General features: G+C 59.9%; 14 protein-coding genes. 8 read left to right on the top strand and 6 right to left on the bottom strand.

The window, feature by feature from the left end; all coding sequences use genetic code 11:
* Positions 1 to 40: 40 nt before the first annotated feature.
* The 7 genes from ACZ1HA_RS16830 to ACZ1HA_RS16860 all read left to right on the top strand — a co-directional run bounded on the left by ACZ1HA_RS16830 (position 41) and on the right by ACZ1HA_RS16860 (position 7,584).
* Positions 41 to 1,438, top strand: coding sequence for an aspartate aminotransferase family protein (locus ACZ1HA_RS16830; protein WP_472714705.1), 1,398 nt, complete (start codon positions 41 to 43; stop codon positions 1,436 to 1,438).
* Between the two features lie 250 nt (positions 1,439 to 1,688).
* Positions 1,689 to 2,789 (top strand): ABC transporter ATP-binding protein, encoded by a 1,101-nt coding sequence (locus ACZ1HA_RS16835; RefSeq protein WP_472714706.1) that lies wholly within the window; start codon positions 1,689 to 1,691, stop codon positions 2,787 to 2,789.
* Positions 2,790 to 2,903: 114 nt separating this feature from the next.
* The gene (locus ACZ1HA_RS16840; RefSeq protein ID WP_472714707.1) at positions 2,904 to 4,010 is read left to right on the top strand and encodes an extracellular solute-binding protein; all 1,107 of its coding nucleotides are present in this window, start codon (positions 2,904 to 2,906) and stop codon (positions 4,008 to 4,010) included.
* Between the two features lie 73 nt (positions 4,011 to 4,083).
* Positions 4,084 to 4,371, top strand: a complete 288-nt coding sequence (locus tag ACZ1HA_RS16845) for a DUF1330 domain-containing protein (protein ID WP_472714708.1) — start codon at positions 4,084 to 4,086, stop codon at positions 4,369 to 4,371.
* A complete protein-coding gene (locus ACZ1HA_RS16850; protein WP_472714709.1) occupies positions 4,372 to 6,012 on the top strand; it encodes an ABC transporter permease in 1,641 nt (546 codons plus the stop codon).
* Between the two features lie 4 nt (positions 6,013 to 6,016).
* Complete coding sequence (locus tag ACZ1HA_RS16855; protein ID WP_472714710.1) at positions 6,017 to 7,195, top strand: ABC transporter permease; 1,179 nt, start codon at positions 6,017 to 6,019, stop codon at positions 7,193 to 7,195.
* An 80-nt stretch (positions 7,196 to 7,275) separates the two neighbouring features.
* Positions 7,276 to 7,584 (top strand): lysozyme inhibitor LprI family protein, encoded by a 309-nt coding sequence (locus tag ACZ1HA_RS16860; protein WP_375229515.1) that lies wholly within the window; start codon positions 7,276 to 7,278, stop codon positions 7,582 to 7,584.
* A gap of 3 nt (positions 7,585 to 7,587) precedes the next feature.
* Here ACZ1HA_RS16860 and ACZ1HA_RS16865 read toward each other — a convergent pair whose 3' ends face one another.
* Both ACZ1HA_RS16865 and ACZ1HA_RS16870 read right to left on the bottom strand, forming a co-directional pair.
* A complete protein-coding gene (locus ACZ1HA_RS16865) occupies positions 7,588 to 8,940 on the bottom strand; it encodes a lytic murein transglycosylase (protein ID WP_375229514.1) in 1,353 nt (450 codons plus the stop codon).
* Positions 8,941 to 9,011: 71 nt separating this feature from the next.
* The gene (locus tag ACZ1HA_RS16870; protein ID WP_472714711.1) at positions 9,012 to 9,731 is read right to left on the bottom strand and encodes a helix-turn-helix transcriptional regulator; all 720 of its coding nucleotides are present in this window, start codon (positions 9,729 to 9,731) and stop codon (positions 9,012 to 9,014) included.
* Positions 9,732 to 9,814: 83 nt separating this feature from the next.
* Between ACZ1HA_RS16870 and ACZ1HA_RS16875 the strand changes: the two genes are divergently transcribed.
* A complete protein-coding gene (locus ACZ1HA_RS16875; protein ID WP_375229512.1) occupies positions 9,815 to 10,507 on the top strand; it encodes a glutathione S-transferase family protein in 693 nt (230 codons plus the stop codon).
* On the opposite strand, the gene rnr is transcribed toward ACZ1HA_RS16875, so the two are convergent.
* The 4 genes from rnr to ACZ1HA_RS16895 form a co-directional block, all read right to left on the bottom strand.
* Positions 10,504 to 12,759: a ribonuclease R gene (gene rnr, locus ACZ1HA_RS16880; protein ID WP_472714712.1), complete on the bottom strand. Its 2,256-nt coding sequence runs from the start codon at positions 12,757 to 12,759 to the stop codon at positions 10,504 to 10,506. The two genes, ACZ1HA_RS16875 and rnr, sit on opposite strands and share 4 nt — an antisense overlap.
* Before the next feature lie 5 nt (positions 12,760 to 12,764).
* Entirely contained in the window at positions 12,765 to 13,343 is a 579-nt protein-coding gene (locus ACZ1HA_RS16885; RefSeq protein WP_472715343.1) for a TIGR04282 family arsenosugar biosynthesis glycosyltransferase, read from the bottom strand.
* Between the two features lie 17 nt (positions 13,344 to 13,360).
* The gene (gene dapE / locus ACZ1HA_RS16890) at positions 13,361 to 14,506 is read right to left on the bottom strand and encodes a succinyl-diaminopimelate desuccinylase (RefSeq protein WP_472714713.1); all 1,146 of its coding nucleotides are present in this window, start codon (positions 14,504 to 14,506) and stop codon (positions 13,361 to 13,363) included.
* A 117-nt stretch (positions 14,507 to 14,623) separates the two neighbouring features.
* The gene (locus ACZ1HA_RS16895; RefSeq protein ID WP_472714714.1) at positions 14,624 to 14,971 is read right to left on the bottom strand and encodes a hypothetical protein; all 348 of its coding nucleotides are present in this window, start codon (positions 14,969 to 14,971) and stop codon (positions 14,624 to 14,626) included.

Below are 14,971 nucleotides of genomic sequence, written 5' to 3' on the forward strand. Positions count from 1 at the left end.
TCACCTGACCTCGTCCCATCCAAGCAATGCAGGAAGCCCAATGCCAGCGATCACGAACCATCTGCCGACGGCTGAACTCCAGGCACTGGATGCCGCGCACCACATGCATCCCTTCACTACAAACGACGAGCTTGCATCAAAAGGCGCGCGGGTCATCACGCGTGCTAAAGGCGTGTACCTGACGGACAGCGAAGGGAATGAAATCCTCGATGGTATGGCTGGCCTGTGGTGTGTGAACATTGGCTACGGGCGTCATGAGATGGCCGAGGTGGCCGCCCGCCAGATGCAGGAACTGCCGTACTACAACACGTTTTTCATGACGACGCATGTCCCGGCAATCGCACTGGCGCAGGAAGTCACAAAACTGGCGCCCGAAGGTATGAACCACGTGTTTTTTGCAGGCTCCGGGTCTGAGGCGAACGATACCAATATCCGCATGGTTCGCACCTACTGGGCGGAAAAAGGCAAACCAGCCAAATCGCATATCATCAGCCGCAAAAACGCCTATCACGGATCTTCGGTCGGTTCAGGCAGCCTGGGGGGGATGACGTATATGCATGCGCAGGGGGGCATGCCGATCCCCGGCATCCACCATATCGGCCAGCCGGACTGGTGGTCTGAAGGCGGCGATATGACCCCGGAAGAGTTCGGCCTGAAACGGGCGCAGGAACTGGAAGAGAAAATTCAGGAGCTTGGCGAAGACAATGTAGCCGCCTTTATCGCAGAACCTGTACAGGGCGCCGGCGGCGTTGTTGTGGCACCGGACAGCTACTGGCCGGAAATCCAGCGGATCTGTGACAAATATGAAATCCTGCTGATTGCTGACGAGGTGATCTGTGGATTTGGGCGGACCGGGAATTGGTTCGGCAGCCAGACCGTGAACATCCGGCCTCACATCATGACAATCGCCAAGGGTCTGAGCTCCGGATATCAGCCCATTGGCGGGTCGATTGTCTGTGACGAGGTGGCAGAGGTGATCGGTGCGACCGAGTTCAATCACGGATATACCTATTCCGGCCATCCGGTGGCCGCGGCGGTCGCGCTGGAAAACCTGCGCATCCTGCAGGAAGAAAGCATTCTGGACCATGTACGCAATGTTGCGGCCCCTGCACTCCGGGCCGGTCTCGAGAAGCTGGCCGGGCACCCGCTTGTGGGCGGTCTGAACATCAAAGGCATGATGGCATCACTGCCTCTTACACCGCACAGGGAAAGCCGCGCAAAGTTCGCAGGCGAGGCAGGCACAATAGGATACATGTGCCGCGAGCGATGCTTTGCCAATAACCTGGTCATGCGGCACGTCGGAGACAGGATGATCGTGTCTCCGCCACTTATCATCACGCCGGAAGAGATTGATGTCTTTATGCAGCGTGCCCTCAAAGCGCTGGATGAAACATGGGCCGAGGCGAAATCACAAGGTTTGCTCAAATCGGCATCCTGACCGGATCAGCGTTGTACAGACCGCAGATTCGCCTGACTGAAGCATCAATCTTCTTCAGGACAATTCACTGGTAGCGCTAAAATATGCAGCACAAGTGTCGGAAATTCGCGATTTATCAGCGCATTTGGGTCAAATGCCGTTGTAACAACATCCAGCGTGGCTAATTGCTTGCGTCATGGCGGCTGTGTGTTGTTAGCTGTCATCCGAACAAGTGCGGAAAACCGCCAGAAAACGGAACGGGGAGCCACACGTGGCAGACACAAGCAATGCAGACGCGTTCGTCGAATTCGAGCGGGTGCAGAAAAGCTATGACGGCGAAAATCTGGTCGTAAAAGATCTCAACCTTTTCATGCCAAAGGGCGAGTTCCTGACAATGCTCGGGCCGTCCGGCTCCGGCAAAACCACCTGTCTGATGATGCTGGCCGGGTTTGAAACAGCCACCCATGGTGACATCCGCCTCGACGGTCAGTCGATCAATAACATCCCGCCGCACAAACGCGGGATCGGCATGGTGTTCCAGAACTACGCACTGTTTCCGCATATGACAGTGGCCGAAAACCTCTCTTTTCCGCTCGAAGTGCGCAAGATGGGCAAGTCCGAGCGCGAGGAAAAGGTCAAACGCGCGCTGGATATGGTGCAGATGGGCGCCTTTGGCGGTCGCCGTCCCGCGCAGATGTCGGGCGGTCAGCAGCAGCGGATCGCGCTAGCGCGCGCGCTCGTGTTTGAGCCTGAGCTTGTCCTTATGGACGAACCGCTCGGCGCGCTCGACAAACAACTGCGCGAAACGCTGCAGTTCGAAATCACCAACCTGGCGCATGATCTGGGGATCACCGTGGTATATGTGACCCACGACCAGACCGAAGCGCTGACCATGTCCGACAGGGTTGCGGTTTTTGATGACGGACGCATCCAGCAGCTGGCACCGCCGGACAAGCTGTATGAAGAGCCGGAAAACAGCTTCGTTGCGCAGTTCATCGGCGAAAACAACACGCTGGAAGGTGTGGTAAAGGAAATCAAAGGCGACAATTGTCTGGTGCAGCTGGACGGCGGCGAAGTCATTGATGCCAAACCCGTCAATGTAACGGCTTCCGGGGACCGCACACGCGTGTCGATCCGCCCGGAGCGGGTTGAATACAACAAGGACCGTCTGAGCCCGGATGCCCATACGCTCAAGGCGGAGGTTCTTGAGTTTATCTACATGGGCGACATCTTCCGCACCCGCCTCCGCGTGGCCGGAACCGAAGATTTTGTGATCAAGACACGGAACGCGCCGGATGTGGAACGCCTGAAGCCCGGACAGCAGATCGAGATCGGCTGGCTGCCGGAAGATTGCCGCGCGCTCGACGCCTGAGCACCGCGAAAGGAATGTCGTGCTCTCCGGAGCCCGATTGAAAAGAGGTGGAGGTCAGACCCGTTGCCCCCACCCGACAAAATACCAAACGGGACAAAAACTGGGAGAATATCAATGAAACTCACCAAGACACTGCTGGCGACCACTGCACTGACTGTTGCAGCTGGTATGGCCACCGCAGACGGCCACATGGCCAGCGAAATGACGATCGTCAGCTGGGGCGGCGCCTATTCCAACTCGCAGCAGCAGGCCTATCACAACCCCTATATGGAAAAGACCGGCGTCAACATCATCAACGATGAAAGCTCCGCCGAAGCAGTGGCCAAACTCCGCGCCATGAACGAAGCGGGCAACGTCACATGGGATGTGGTCGACGTGGTTGCGGCTGATGCGATCCGCCTGTGCGACGAAGGTCTGGCAATGGAGATTGACCCGGACGAGCACCTCGCCGCAGCACCCGATGGCACATCCGCCGAGGATGATTTCGGTGACCTGCTGGTCTCCGACTGCTTCATCCCGCAGATCGTGTATTCCACAACATTCGGTTACCGCACGGACATGGTTGGCGGCACACCGCCCACGTCGGTCTGCGCCGTATTCGACACCGAAGCCTATCCGGGCAAGCGCGCGCTCGAAAAGCGCCCGATCAACAACATGGAATGGGCTCTGCTCTGTGACGGCGTTGCCAAAGAAGACGTCTATGACGTTCTGGAAACGGACGAAGGTCAGCAACAGGCGCTCGACAAACTGGCGACCATCAAGGACGACGTGATCTGGTGGTCCGCTGGTGCTGACACACCCCAGCTGCTGGCAGACGGTGAAATCGTTATGGGTTCGACCTACAACGGTCGTCTGTTCTCGGTGATCGAAGAGCAGAACCAGCCGGTTGCAATGCTCTGGGACGCGCAGGTGTTCGACCTCGACGGCTGGATCATTCCCGCCGGTCTGAGCGATGAGCGCAAGGCGCGCGCGCTGGACTACATCTACTTTGCGACAGACACACAGCGTCTGGCGGATCAGGCCAAATACATCAGCTACGGCCCGGCACGTGCGTCTTCCGCACCGCTGGTCTCCACACACGCTGATCTGGGCATCGACATGGCACCGCACATGCCGACAGATCCGAACAACGCCAAGAACACGTTCCTCTATAACTACGAGTTCTGGGCGGACTACCGCGACGACATCGACGCGAAGTTCCAGGCCTGGCTGGCACAATAAGCCGGTTCCGGCTCATATTCACGGAAGGGGCGGTCAGCCGCCCCTTCCAACCGGACGACAGGGGGAACAGAGAATGCCCAAAGGCTATATCATCGGTCACGTCACAGTGAAAAATCCCGAGGCCTACAAGGAGTACATTGAACGCGACACGCCGATCCTGCTGGGTCTGGGCGGAAAGTTCATCGTACGGGGCGGACAATCCGAGGTGCCGGAGGGCGAGAGCCTGGAGCGCCATGTCGTCATCGAATTCCCGTCATATGAGGCCGCTCTCGCCGCCTACAATGACCCCGAATACCAGGAAGTTGCCGACATCCGCCGCCGCAACGCCGACAGTACAATCATTGTGGTCGAGGGTGCCTGAATGAGTGACGCAGCTGAACAGACGGGCCCGATGCTCGCGGCCGACGGCCGGCCCCTGAAGGCAAGCCTGAACCGCGCTCTGAGGCGGCAGAAACTGCGTGCGCTGATGCTGATCGCGCCGCTGCTGATCTTTGTGCTGGTGACGTTTATCGCGCCGATTGCGGACATGCTCTTTCGCTCGGTCGAAAACCAGATCGTCTCGGACACGCTGCCGCGGACAACGGCCGAACTGGCGGACTGGGATTCCTCTGCCGGAGAGCTTCCGCCAGCAGAAACGTTTGAAGCGCTCTATAAGGATATTTTCATCGCCACAGAGCGGAAGCTGCACACCCGCCTTGGGTCACGCCTGAACTATGAGCTGACCGGTGTGTCCTCGCTCTTCCGGAAATCCGGCCGCAAGGTCGAGGATATGGGCGAAGTGTACCAGGACCAGTTCGAGGACCTGAACAAGTTCTGGAAAAAGGGTGAAAACTGGAGCCAGGTAATGGGCAGCGACGCCTGGAACGCTGCAATGGCGGGCTGGGACGACAAAAGCGATACACCGCAGCCGCCGTTTGAAGCCCGTTCCGAAATTGCCGCGATGCTGCCGGAAACAGCGGCCATGTATGCGGTTTTCGCCGATTTTGTTCAGAACGAAGACGAAGACAATCTGGCCAAAGAAGACCCCTGGGCCATTGTTTATTCGGCACTTTATGCCGACTTCAGCGCTGGTGCTGACGTGTCCGGCTACGCAGGTCCGGGCGCATCTGAGCTGCAGGAAGCCGAAGCCACCGTCGCGGAATTTGAGTTTGTCGACTACCCGGCCGCCTTTGAGGACGTAGACGAGGACTGGCACGACATCGAGGTCTGGCAGACGATCCAGACCTACAGCCCGGATTTTACCAGCGGCTACTTCCTGAATGCGGTCGACATGAAGAAGACCCAGGACGGCCCCGAAATGCGTCCTGACAACGAACAGATCTATATCAAGCTCTTCATCCGCACGCTCTTTATGTCGCTCGTGATCACCGGCAGCTGCATCCTTCTGGGCTATCCGGTCGCCTGGATCCTTGCGAACCTGCCAGCGCGGACCGCCAACCTGCTGATGATCCTTGTGTTGCTGCCCTTCTGGACCTCGCTGCTGGTGCGGACATCCGCGTGGAAGGTCATGCTGCAGCAACAGGGCGTGGTGAATGACACGCTCGTCTGGCTGGGACTGGTTGCCGATGACAGCCGTCTGGCGCTCATCAACAACCAGACAGGTACGATCATCGCGATGACTCACATCCTGCTGCCCTTTATGATCCTGCCGCTTTATTCGGTGATGAAGACCATTCCGCCCAGCTATCTGCGCGCGGCAAAATCACTGGGGGCCACCAACTGGACAGCCTTCTGGCGTGTTTACTTCCCGCAGTCAGTGCCGGGCATCGGCGCGGGCTCGATCCTCGTCTTTATCCTGGCCATCGGATACTACATCACCCCCGAGATCGTGGGCGGCACAACGGGCACGTTCATCTCGAACCGGATCGCCTATCACATCTCCAGTTCGCTCAACTGGGGGCTGGCTGCCGCGCTTGGGGCAATCCTGCTGGCGGTGGTTCTGGGGCTTTACTGGGCCTACGACCGCATCGTCGGCATCGACAACGTGAAACTGGGAGGCTGATGCAATGGTCGCTCTGACACCCGTATCCCGCACCGAACCGTCTTTCTATGTTCCGGTCGTGGCCGCGTTTGGCGCATTCGGCGGCCTCTTCGTTGGCACTGCGCAGGGTAGCGGCCTGCTGGGCATTGTGCTTGGCGCGGTTCTCATGGCTGCTGCGGCCTTTGTGCTGACTAAAGTGATCCGCAATGAAAAGGCCGGTCGATGGGGTTTTGTGCTCCTGCTGGCCGCCGCCGGTTTCGCCTTTGGCGGCATTCCGGCCGGTATCATCGGCGCGGCATTCGGGTGGTTTTTCGGCTGGGTCAGCTTCTGGCTCTACGAATCCCGTTACCGCCAGCACCTGGTGCCTTATCTCACGCCGGGTCAGGTGCTCTGGCACTATACGTTCCGCGTAATCTGTGGCGCGATCCTCGTGTTTCTGATCACACCGATTATCGTTGTGATGCCGCTGAGCTTTAACGCCGAGGACTTCTTTACCTTCACACCGGAAATGCTGCGGTTTGATCCGGCAGGGTATTCGCTGAAGCACTACGAGGACTTCTTCACGAATTCAGACTGGCAGGGTGCGCTGGCAAACTCCGTCAAAATCGCCCCGGTCGCCACGCTGTTGTCTGTAAGCTTCGGCACCCTCGCGGCGATTGGTCTGAGCCAGGCGCATGTGCCATTCCGCCGGGCGATTATGGCTATCCTGATCTCGCCTATGATCGTGCCGCTGATCATCTCTGCGGCGGGCATGTACTTCTTTTACAGCCGGATCGGCCTGCAGGGCACCTACGTCGGCGTTGTGCTCGCACACGCGGCCCTGGGTATCCCGTTCGTGATCATCACCGTGACCGCCACACTTGTCGGTTTTGACAACTCACTGACGCGGGCTGCGGCCAACATGGGCGCCAACCCGGTCACCACCTTTTTCCGGGTGCAGATGCCGCTGATCCTGCCGGGTGTGATTTCGGGAGGGCTGTTCGCCTTTATCACATCGTTCGATGAGGTGGTTGTGGTGCTCTTTGTGGGGTCCGCCGGACAGAAAACACTGCCCTGGCAGATGTTCACCGGCCTGCGGGAACAGATCAGTCCGACAATTCTGGCTGTGGCAACGATCCTTGTGATCATCTCTATTGGTCTGCTGACTGTTGTCGAATTACTGCGTCGACGGTCGGAGCGTCTGCGTGGTATGAGCCCCGGATGATCAGAAGACTTCCAATTTCTGTCGCTGTCTTTTGCGCGGCGACGGCAAGTACTGCAGACCCATCTCTCGAGTGCAGCCTGATGACAAAGTCGCAGGTAGAAACAGCCGACTGTCTGACAGAGACAGAAAAAGCAGCCGAAAGCGCGCTTGAGGTCATTCTTGGCTTTGCAACTGACTCAGCGCAGGAACTGGACAAAGTCGCGGGCAGAACCTTTGCTGTGCCGGCACTGCAGGAATCCCAGGCCGCCTGGGAAGCCTGGCGCGACGCTGAGTGCAACTACGCGGGCTCGCTCTTTGGCGGCGGGTCGGGAACCGGCATCGAAATCCGGTCCTGCCGGATTTCGCTTACCCGCGAACGGACACAGGCGCTGATTGAACGGTTCCGCTGACGTTCAGCGCAGTTTTTGCAGCAGGCTCAGTGACGCGTACCCATCGGGTGTCAGGCCACGCGACCGCTGATAGGCGCGCACAGCGGCAATCGTGTTCGGTCCGATCCGCCCATCAACGCCCTGCGTGCTGAACCCAGCCCGCGTAAGGCGTTCCTGCAGTTCCCGGCGTTCGGCGCGGGTCAGCGCACGGCCATCTGACGGCCAGTCAGCTTTGAACTCACTGCCACCACGGATCCTGTCACTCAGATGGCCGACGCCGATCACATAGGCATCCGCCGCGTTGTAGCGTTCAATCGACCGGAAATTGCTGAAGATCAGCAGCGCGACCCCATCAGCACCGGCCGGCAGCAGCAGGGATGCGCGGCCGTGGTTCGGCACCTGCCGGCCTTTCATATCCACCACACCAAGCCGGGCCCATTGCGCTGGTGTTTTAGTGACCTTGCGGTTCGCCAGTGCGTAGTCAAAACCCCGCGGCACCTGAACTTCGACGCCCCAGGGCTGGCCTTTGGTCCAGCCGGACTTGTTCAGATACGCCGCCGTCGAGGCCAGCGCATCCACCGGATCATCTGCCCAGATGTCCCGCCGGCCGTCACCGTCAAAATCAACCGCAAAGGCCAGGTACGACGTTGGGATAAACTGGGTGTGGCCCATCGCCCCCGCCCAGCTGCCGGTCATATTGCGCGGGCTTGTGTCGCCGTTCTGCAGAATTTTCAGCGCGGCAATCAGCTGCTCTTCGAAAAACGCGCCCCGTCGCCCGTCAAAGGCCAGCGTTGCCAGCGAACCGATCACATCATTGCTCCCACGGAACACGCCATACCCGCTTTCAAGGCCCCAGACGGCAACAACTACTTCTTTTTCAACACCATACCGCCGTTCAATCGCTTCCAGTGTGCGGCGGTGCTCTTTCAGTGCCGCCTTGCCGTTGCGGATGCGCCGGTCAGAGACGGCACTATCGAGATACTGCCAGATGGTTTTGGTGAACTCCGACTGATTGCGGTCGCGTTTGATGACGTCCGGGTCGTATCGGACGTTCCGGAATGCCGCCTGCAGTGTCGCGTTGCTGATCCCCTGCGCCCGGGCACGCCGCTGGAAATTCTGCACCCAGCGGTCAAAACCAGCCGGCGAAGCAACCTGCACAACCGCGGGTGAAGGCTCGCCTGCCCCGCGCGTGGCAGGGCGCAGTTTCGGACGGGCTGCGGTTGCCATCAGAGGAACCGCGTTGTTCACGACCGGTTCAGGGGCAGAGGCCGGCCGGACCACGGGCCTCGGCGACTGGATGGTGTTCTGTGCCTCTGCCACACCCGTCAGGGCGAGCCCGGCGGTCAAAAGTCCTGCGCTCCAGATCTTCCACTGCATGTTGATATCCTGCTGCTCGGTTCATTTTTATTGGCGCTATTCTAGCGAATCTGGAGCCACAGAGAAAGAATTCAATCCGAGCGGGTGCGGGGTTCTGCCGATGTTGTGATGTCACAGCGGATCCGTTCGAGGTGTTCGCGTAGCATCGGCACCCGTTTTGGCCGGAAACTGTTGTCTGTCCTTACAAACCGGCTGATCCGGTCAAGGCGGAATGTCCGGAAGTCCTGGCGCAGATGACACCACGCCATCAGCACATTGCTGCGGTCGAGGTACACAAATCCCAGAGGGTCCACCAGCCGTTCAGTTTCAGCGCCCTGCGCATCGGTGTAGGTAAGCACCACACTGACCTCATCCCAGGTCGCCTCGCGCAGCTTCGACACATCCACATGAATGTCCGGACGGGGCGCGTAGCGGTGCGCATCCAGGACCGCGTGCTGCAGACGATGTGCCTGTCGGGGCGGCACGCGCGCCCGGATTTTTGCAAGAGCCGAGTTTGCGGCCTGGGCCAGCGCCGGGTCGGCAATCACAGCTACATCACGCAACCCCAGGACCAGAGCCTCAAGCTCGTCATCCTCGAACCCAAGCGGCGGCAGGGCGGCATCTTCGATCAGGGTGTAACCGAACCCGGCCTCTCCATCGATGACCGCACCAATGCCCCGCAGTGCCTCTATATCGCGATAGATGGTCCGCAACGACATACCCATCTCATCAGACAGACGGTTTGCCGTCACGGGGGGCTGTAACCGGCGCAGCGTCTGCATCATCTGAAAAAGTCTGTGTGTTCTGCTCATGGTCTCACCATATCACAAGTACTGCCAGAAACTGTCAGGACGGTTTCCTATTCTGGATACCCCCGAGAAAAGGAAATCCCGTCATGATTGCACTGCTGACCTACCCCGCCGCCTTTGGCCAGTTTTCTTCCAGCCCCTTCTGTACCAAAGCCGCATGGCTGCTGAACCTGTCAGGACAGACGTGGCGCCGTGAAGATACGCTGGACCCCCGTATGATGCCCTTTGCCAAACTCCCGGTGATCCGCGTCGAAGACCGGCTGATACCCGACAGTGACGGGATCAGGACGCACCTTGAAGCCGGTGGCGCTGATTTTGATCACGGCCTGTCTGACGATGACAAAGCAGTGTCGCGGGCATTCATCCGGATGGCCGAAGAACATATGTACTTTCACCTGGTTCTCGATCGCTGGGCAAATGACGATGTCTGGCCGGTTGTGCGGGAAACCTATTTTGCCGGTGTACCGGGACTGATCCGCGGTCTGGTGACGCGGCAGCTGCGCGCAAAAGTCCTCGCGGGCATGAACACCCAGGGCCTTGGCCGGCTGAACGAAGCGCAGCGTCTGGCCAGAATAGAGCCTGATATAGCCGCTATCACGAACCGGGTCAGGCACCGGGAGTTCCTGTTCGGGGACCGGCCCACGTCTGCCGACGCATCCGTCGCCCCCGTGCTCAGTGCAATCCGGGCAACACCCGGCATGACGCTGCTGAAACGCTATGTCGAAGACAACGGCATCCTGATGGGCTATCTGGACCGGACCCAGCGGACGATGGGCTAGCGCCTTGTGCGCTTCACCTTTCGTTTCGTTTTGGAGGCCTTGTTTCTGGCCTTCACACTGCGGCGCCGGGGAGACCGGCCCGCAGGCGACTGTCGCCCGCGAGGCATTGCCGCGCCGTCCAAAGACAGCAGCTCAAGCGCAATACCGCCTGTCACCGGTGTCGCCTCTGCAAGGCGCACGGTCACCCGCTGTCCGATGCTGATGATGATCCCGGTGTCCGAACCCATGAGCGTTCCGGCTTCCCGGTCAAAATGAAAATACTCGCGCCCGATGGAGCGCATCGGCACCAGCCCGTCCGCCCCGGTCTCTTCCAGTTTCACGAAAACACCGAACCGGGCAATGCCGCTGATCCTGCCCGTGAACTCATTGCCCACGCGTTCCGACAGAAACGCCGCAAGGTACCGGTCGGTTGTGTCGCGCTCGGCAACCATCGACCGCCGTTCTGTATCGGAGATATGTGTGCCGGTCTCTTCGAGCCCGTCATAGTCTTCGGGGCGCAGGCCGTCCTTGCCCCAGCCGTGCGCAGCAATCAGGGCGCGGTGCACGACCAGATCAGCATACCGCCGGATGGGTGAGGTGAAATGCGCATAGTGGCGCAGGGCAAGGCCAAAATGGCCAAGGTTTTGCGGTGCATAATAGGCCTGCGTCATAGAGCGCAGCGTGGACAGGTTGATGAGGTCCGCCTCATCCGTGCCCGCCGCATCATTCAGCAGCCTGTTCAGATGCGCTGTTTTCAGCACCTGCCCTTTGGCAAGGTTGAACCCGCTGGCCTGGGCTGTCTCCCGCAGCGCTTCGAGTTTTTCGGGGCTGGGTTCTTCGTGCACGCGGAAAAGCAATGGCACACGCTTTTCGATCAGCGTTTCAGCCGCCGCCACATTGGCCAGCACCATGAATTCCTCGATCAGGCGATGCGCGTCCATCCGGTCTTTGAAGGCCACCGACGTGACCGTGCCATCGTCATCCAGAACAATCCGGCGCTCCGGCAGATCGAGATCGAGGGGCTGACGCCTTTTCCGTGCTGCAACAAGCGCGTCATACGCCGCATAAAGTGGCTGCAAAACAGTCTCTGTTAAAGGACCTGTGCGGTCATTCCGGCGCCCGTCAACCGCATCCTGCACTTCTTCATAGTGAAGGGCGGCAGGTGACCGCATCAGGCCACGGTGAAAACTGTGGTTGAGTTTATTGCCCTCCGCATCCAGCTGCATCCGCACGGCGATACAGGCCCGCGGCACTCCTTCGTGCAATGAGCACAGATCACCGGAAAGACGATCCGGCAGCATTGGGACAACCCGATCGGGAAAGTACGTCGAATTGCCCCGTTTGCGGGCTTCACGGTCCAGGGCGGACCCGGGCGTCACGTAAGCGGCCACATCCGCAATGGCGACCCAGACGATATGCCCGCCCTTGTTCTGCGGATCATCATCGGCGTGCGCATAGCAGGCATCGTCATGGTCCCGCGCGTCAGACGGGTCGATGGTAATCAGCGGCAGATCACGCAGATCCTCGCGCCCACTCAGCCCCAGCGGCTCCGCTTTATCGGCCTCTGCCACCACTTCATCCGGGAAACTGTCGGGGATACCGTGTTCATGAATAGCGATGAGTGAAACGGCTTTTGGTGCTGAAGGATCGCCCAGGCGCTCGACAACACGCGCCCGGGGCCGGCCCATGCGCCCGGCCGGTCCTGCCTGTTCCGCTTCCACCAGCTCGCCGTCTTTCGCGCCATGCGTTGCATCACCGGCAACCCGCCATTCGCTGTCGGACCCTTTGTCGATGGGAACGATGCGCCCGCCATCCGATGCGGTGCGGAAAACACCGAGGATTCGCTTCGGATTAGAGCCTATTCTCCGGATCATCCGCGCTTCGTAGTGATGCGCTTCGCCCTTGATCAGGGTCAGCCGCGCAAGAATACGATCCCCCGCTCCCAGCGCGGGATCTGATGCCCGCGGAATGATCAGCACGACGGGTTCGACCCCCTCGCCCTGCCATTCCATCGGCTTGGCAAAAAGGTCGCCGTCATTGTCCGGCCCGGTTACCTGCAGAACGGCGACCGGCGGCAGGCGTTCGGGATCCTGATAGCTCCGCTTGCGTTTTTCCAGGTGTCCTTCGGCCTCCAGTTCCTTCAGAACGCGCTTGAGATCGATCCGGTCAGCACCCTTGATGCCAAAGGCCTTGGCAATATCACGTTTCGCCGTCAGCGCAGGATTGGCGGTGATCCAGTCGAGTATTTCAGATTTGGAGGGGATTTTGGACATGCACCTCAGGTAACACGCGCGCTCCGGCGCGTCATGCGCAAATCCCCTGCGGTGTCCACATCGGCAAGACTGTCAACGAATGCTGTGCGCAAACCGGGCAAAGTCGCCAGCGTATCCGCCAGTGCATGTTCAGTTGACCAGCGCACCCGGTGAAACAGTGCCGGCGGCGCAGGACGCCGCCGCGCGAGACCGATGAGCCAGTACCCACCATCCGGCGCAGGCCCGAAAACAGCTTCGTTCCGACCAAGTTCGGCGAATGCCCGGGCGATCCGGGTCCGATTGATCCCGGGAATATCCGCACCGATTACACAGACCGGGCCGCGACCCGGCAGAGCAAGCGCGCGGGCCATCCGGTCACCCAGGGTGCCGCGGCCCTGCGGTATGCGCGCCAGATCGCTTGGCCAGACCCTGCTGCGCAATCCTTCGGCATCCGGCGCGACGGCCAGAACAAGGTCCCAGCGCGGGTCCCGCAGCCGTCTCAGCAGGGAGTCCGTCTGGTGACGGAACCACCACGCGGCTGTCGTCATTCCGATATCCCGGCCGAGGCGGGTTTTCACACGTCCCGGCTGAGGTTCCTTGACCATAACGACGAGGCGCTGCCTCACGCAAAATAGTCCCGCAGAATACGCCCGTAGATCGATGTGAGCTGGCGGATGTGATCGACCTGTACGTGTTCGTCCACCTGATGCATCGACTGGCCAACCAGTCCGAACTCTACCACCGGGCAGTGGTTTTTGACGAACCGCGCGTCCGAGGTTCCGCCGCTTGTGGACAGCACCGGCGTCACGCCGGTCTCGTCCTGCACAGCAGCGGCCACCAGATCAGAAAGCGGTCCTGGCGGGGTCAGAAAACTCTCGCCGGATACTTTGATCCGCAGATCCGTCTGAACGCCGAATTCAGTCTCTGTTTTGGCAATTTCGTCTCTGATCCACTCAGTCAGCGATGCACCGGAGTGCAGATCATTGAACCGGATGTTCACCGCGGCGCTGCAGGTTTCCGGGATCACATTGGTGGCCGGATTGCCCGTGTCGACGGTGACCACAGCCAGCGTCGACGCGTCGAAATGGTCCGTACCCTGATCCAGTTCATGGCTGGCCAGCCGGTCCATCAGCCGCATCATCGCAGGCAGCGGGTTCAGTGCCCGGTGCGGATAAGCGGAATGCCCCTGCCGGCCCGTGACCGTGATCCAGGCCGTCATCGACCCGCGGCGCCCGATCTTCATCATCTCTCCCATGACAGAGGGGCAGGTCGGCTCGCCCACAAGACAGACGGACATCTGCTCGCCCGACGCCTCCATGTGATCCAGCAATGCGGTTGTTCCGTCTGTAGCATCCCCTTCTTCGTCGCCTGTAATGGCCAGAATGACCGCGCCATCCGGCGGCGTTTCAGTCACAAACCGGATCGCTGCAGCCGCAAATGCCGCCACACCAGATTTCATATCTGTTGTTCCACGCCCGTACATAACGCCATCGCGGATTTCAGCTGCAAAAGGCGGAGAGGACCATGATGCCTCGTCCCCCACAGGCACCACATCCGTATGACCGTTGAAGCCGAAAGTGCGCGCATGACCTTTTTCGCCCCAACGGGCAAAGAGGTTCGCAATACCTGCCCGGTCGGCACGGGTGCAGTCGAACCCGGCCGCTTCCAGCCTGGACTGCAGGACATCGAGCGCACCCTCATCAGCGGGCGTGACAGAGGCACAGCGGACAAGATCAGCGGTCAGGGCAACAGGATCAGGCAGGGACATAGAATTCTCCGGAGTATGGATGGTACTCAGGGCTAAAAGCTCTGCGGCACAAGCGCAATGCCCCGTATTGCGCTCCGCATATCATGACACAGCAACAGACCCATACGCGTTGCGTGATTACTCCCGGGCAGGAGCGTCATCGTAGAAGGGTTCCATCTGGGCAATGATCACAGCGTTCTCGTCGAGCGCGCGCTGCATGAGCTGCCGTTCATCGTCGCTGATTTCATGACCGGCTGCTTCGCGCTCTGCCAGCGTTCCATACCCGGTGACATCCAGTGGCGCCGTTTCGGCCTGTTTCAGCACGGCAACGGTTTCGCGCACTGCTTCTGCTTCATTGACGCCGCTGGAAAAAACAACGAGACCAGCGCCCGTCGCTTTGTCCGGAAGGCCATCACCTTCTTTGCGACCAATCTGCACGATCAGAGTATAGACCTGCTGGCGGGAGGGTTTTTTCGCTGAAGCCAT

Source organism: Roseobacter sp. S87 (assembly GCF_055693285.1).

Coding starts and splice junctions, on each gene's coding strand:
- ACZ1HA_RS16830 (WP_472714705.1), top strand. CDS start 41: ATGCCAGCGATCACGAACCATCTGCCGACGGCTGAACTCCAGGCACTG.
- ACZ1HA_RS16840 (WP_472714707.1), top strand. CDS start 2,904: ATGAAACTCACCAAGACACTGCTGGCGACCACTGCACTGACTGTTGCA.
- ACZ1HA_RS16845 (WP_472714708.1), top strand. CDS start 4,084: ATGCCCAAAGGCTATATCATCGGTCACGTCACAGTGAAAAATCCCGAG.
- ACZ1HA_RS16850 (WP_472714709.1), top strand. CDS start 4,372: ATGAGTGACGCAGCTGAACAGACGGGCCCGATGCTCGCGGCCGACGGC.
- ACZ1HA_RS16855 (WP_472714710.1), top strand. CDS start 6,017: ATGGTCGCTCTGACACCCGTATCCCGCACCGAACCGTCTTTCTATGTT.
- ACZ1HA_RS16860 (WP_375229515.1), top strand. CDS start 7,276: ATGACAAAGTCGCAGGTAGAAACAGCCGACTGTCTGACAGAGACAGAA.
- ACZ1HA_RS16865 (WP_375229514.1), bottom strand. CDS start 8,940: ATGCAGTGGAAGATCTGGAGCGCAGGACTTTTGACCGCCGGGCTCGCC.
- ACZ1HA_RS16870 (WP_472714711.1), bottom strand. CDS start 9,731: ATGAGCAGAACACACAGACTTTTTCAGATGATGCAGACGCTGCGCCGG.
- ACZ1HA_RS16875 (WP_375229512.1), top strand. CDS start 9,815: ATGATTGCACTGCTGACCTACCCCGCCGCCTTTGGCCAGTTTTCTTCC.
- rnr (WP_472714712.1), bottom strand. CDS start 12,759: ATGTCCAAAATCCCCTCCAAATCTGAAATACTCGACTGGATCACCGCC.
- ACZ1HA_RS16885 (WP_472715343.1), bottom strand. CDS start 13,343: ATGGTCAAGGAACCTCAGCCGGGACGTGTGAAAACCCGCCTCGGCCGG.
- dapE (WP_472714713.1), bottom strand. CDS start 14,506: ATGTCCCTGCCTGATCCTGTTGCCCTGACCGCTGATCTTGTCCGCTGT.
- ACZ1HA_RS16895 (WP_472714714.1), bottom strand. CDS start 14,971: ATGGCTTCAGCGAAAAAACCCTCCCGCCAGCAGGTCTATACTCTGATC.